Source organism: Komagataeibacter oboediens, assembly GCF_018491655.1.
Classification (GTDB): Bacteria; Pseudomonadota; Alphaproteobacteria; order Acetobacterales; family Acetobacteraceae; genus Komagataeibacter; species Komagataeibacter oboediens.
The window spans coordinates 1-1992 of sequence record NZ_JABLUU010000041.1; the positions used below are offsets into that span (position 1 = coordinate 1).

5 protein-coding genes are annotated in these 1992 nt (G+C 61.8%); all 5 read left to right on the plus strand.

All coding sequences use genetic code 11. The annotated features are described in order from the left end of the window. Positions 1–349 (plus strand): hypothetical protein (locus HNO79_RS16245; protein WP_214176814.1); only part of this gene is annotated, 349 nt, incomplete at its 5' end. Positions 350–366: 17 nt separating this feature from the next. Continuing rightward, on the plus strand, positions 367–900 hold the full coding sequence (locus HNO79_RS16250) for a hypothetical protein (RefSeq protein ID WP_214176815.1): 534 nt from the start codon (positions 367–369) through the stop codon (positions 898–900). Further along, the gene (locus tag HNO79_RS16255) at positions 897–1238 is read left to right on the plus strand and encodes a hypothetical protein (protein ID WP_214165944.1); all 342 of its coding nucleotides are present in this window, start codon (positions 897–899) and stop codon (positions 1236–1238) included. The genes HNO79_RS16250 and HNO79_RS16255 overlap by 4 nt, the downstream gene beginning before the upstream one ends. Continuing rightward, on the plus strand, positions 1235–1504 hold the full coding sequence (locus tag HNO79_RS16260; protein WP_214165943.1) for a hypothetical protein: 270 nt from the start codon (positions 1235–1237) through the stop codon (positions 1502–1504). The genes HNO79_RS16255 and HNO79_RS16260 overlap by 4 nt, the downstream gene beginning before the upstream one ends. Beyond that, the gene (locus tag HNO79_RS16265; protein WP_214165942.1) at positions 1501–1908 is read left to right on the plus strand and encodes a hypothetical protein; all 408 of its coding nucleotides are present in this window, start codon (positions 1501–1503) and stop codon (positions 1906–1908) included. Before HNO79_RS16260 ends, HNO79_RS16265 begins: the two co-directional genes overlap by 4 nt. Positions 1909–1992 lie beyond the last annotated feature (84 nt).

The window sequence follows — 1992 nt, forward strand, 5'->3', positions numbered from 1 at the left end:
CGCCCCAACCAGCACCGGAACGATAGCTGCCAACGGCAATATTTCGGGCGGCTGGTGGGTAAAAACGGGCAATATCCTGCGCCAGTGCCTGAAGATAACTTCGATCACGGTTTCAGGCACAATCGAGATCACGTTCCCTACAGCGTACGCCGACGTTCCGACCGTCTCCGCGGAATGGGCCGATCTCGATGGCAATTCGGCATGGGCCAATGTCCTCACCCAAAACGGGGCGCCTGTAATATCTGCAACAGGCGTGAGCCTATGGGCGCGCGCCCTGGGGCAAGGTGGCGCACTGGCTGATTCCGCCGGGTGGGGCTGGGTGACCGTTGAAGGTCCCGTGGCAGACTGACAGTAAAGGAAGACATCATGACAACGCAGAACTACATCCTCTACCGCACCGCTGCCTTCATGTACCAGCCGGGCTATGCCTATACGCAGGGCGCGACGCCTTTTGTCCCGGCAGCACAGGTTTCGTCCCCGGTTGGCGCGGTTGTCGGAACCCAGCAGATGGCCAGCCTGACTGGCGTAACCGCACCCGACGGGTTCGCCTATGCGCTGGATGCGGACGGCAGATACCCGCCGGGCAGCATCTATACACCGTCCACGGAATATACGCTGTCCGGTAACTCCACGGCGACGGCGGGAACCGCCCTGACGCTGACCCTGACACCGGATAATGACGGGCCGGGCACGGATACGACGGTCACGCTGTCCGACGGAAACGCAGGCGGGACGTTCTCGGCCGATACCGTGACGTTCAACGGCTGCACGAACACGGCCCGGACCGTGACCTATACACCCAAGGCGGCAGGGACGGTCACGATCAGCGCCACGAACACCGGCGGCCTGACCAACCCGGCCAGCCTGAATGTGACGGTTGGCGCCGCCACCGCGTCGTGAGCGGGTTTGTCATAAAGCAGGGCGCCACGTTTCGGCTGGCCGCCCTGATCCGTAGTTTTGATGGCATGGTGCTGGACCTGACCGGATGCACGTTTTCCAGTCAGTTGCGCGATGCGCTGGGCAATCTGCTGGCTGATCTGTCGGTTCAGATCGTGCCGGGCCGCACCGGCATAATCCAGATCACCAGCGCGGCCGACACAGGCGCGTGGGCACCCGGCCGGTATCGGTGCGATCTTCGCACGGTCTGGCCGGACGGCACCATCCAGTCGAGCGAGACATTTCCTGTCACCGTCATCACGGGCGTTACCGTGCCCACAACAGGCAGCCCTTCATCATGACAACTGCCATCCCCCTGACCAACCAGCCGCAGGTGGTCGAGATCGCGCCGGGCAATGCCGCCACCATGCCGCTGTCCATCAAATCCGTGGCGTTCGATGGCGTCGGCAATCTGACCGTTACCCTGTCTGATGGGACCGTGCTGGAACCGGTGCCCTGCGCCCAGCAGATTGCGGCGGCGTTCGGTGGCGTCGCCTTGGTCGTGGTGGATGCCAACGGCAATCTGCTGGCCGATGGCAAGCCGGTTGGAAAGGTCGTGGCGTCATGATCGGGCACGTGTTCGATGTGGTGAATGCCTGGTCCGGCCTGATCGAAGGCGGGATGGGTCTGGTCGGCGGATGGTATGGCAACGTTGCCAAAAACCGGCTGGCCACGCGGCAGGAACAGCTATCGGCAGGACAGCAGGCATTGGAATTGGCTGCACAGACCCATGGACTGATCGCTGACTACATTCAGCGCACTGATACACTGACCCGCCAGCTATGGGCACGGGATGACGTGATACAGGAAGTCTATGCCCAGGCTATCGCGGCCCGACTGGTGGTGCATGAACTGGATGCCAATGATGGGCGGCCGCCACGACAGTTCGAGCCGTTGCCGTCCTATCCTGCCCTGCCTGTCGAACCGGCAGGCCCTATGCCTGATCCACAGGACATAAAGAAAGAGGTCTGATTGACCTCTTATACCCCTCTAAGAATGCATTCTGTGGGGTTCCAAATTGTATGTCCCGCAGTTCCAAACCTGTTGGCGCGCTAC

Bases quoted from the DNA above. Each gene is read 5' to 3' on its own strand.
- HNO79_RS16250 (WP_214176815.1), top strand. From the start codon at position 367: ATGACAACGCAGAACTACATCCTCTACCGCACCGCTGCCTTCATGTAC.
- HNO79_RS16265 (WP_214165942.1), top strand. From the start codon at position 1,501: ATGATCGGGCACGTGTTCGATGTGGTGAATGCCTGGTCCGGCCTGATC.
- HNO79_RS16260 (WP_214165943.1), top strand. From the start codon at position 1,235: ATGACAACTGCCATCCCCCTGACCAACCAGCCGCAGGTGGTCGAGATC.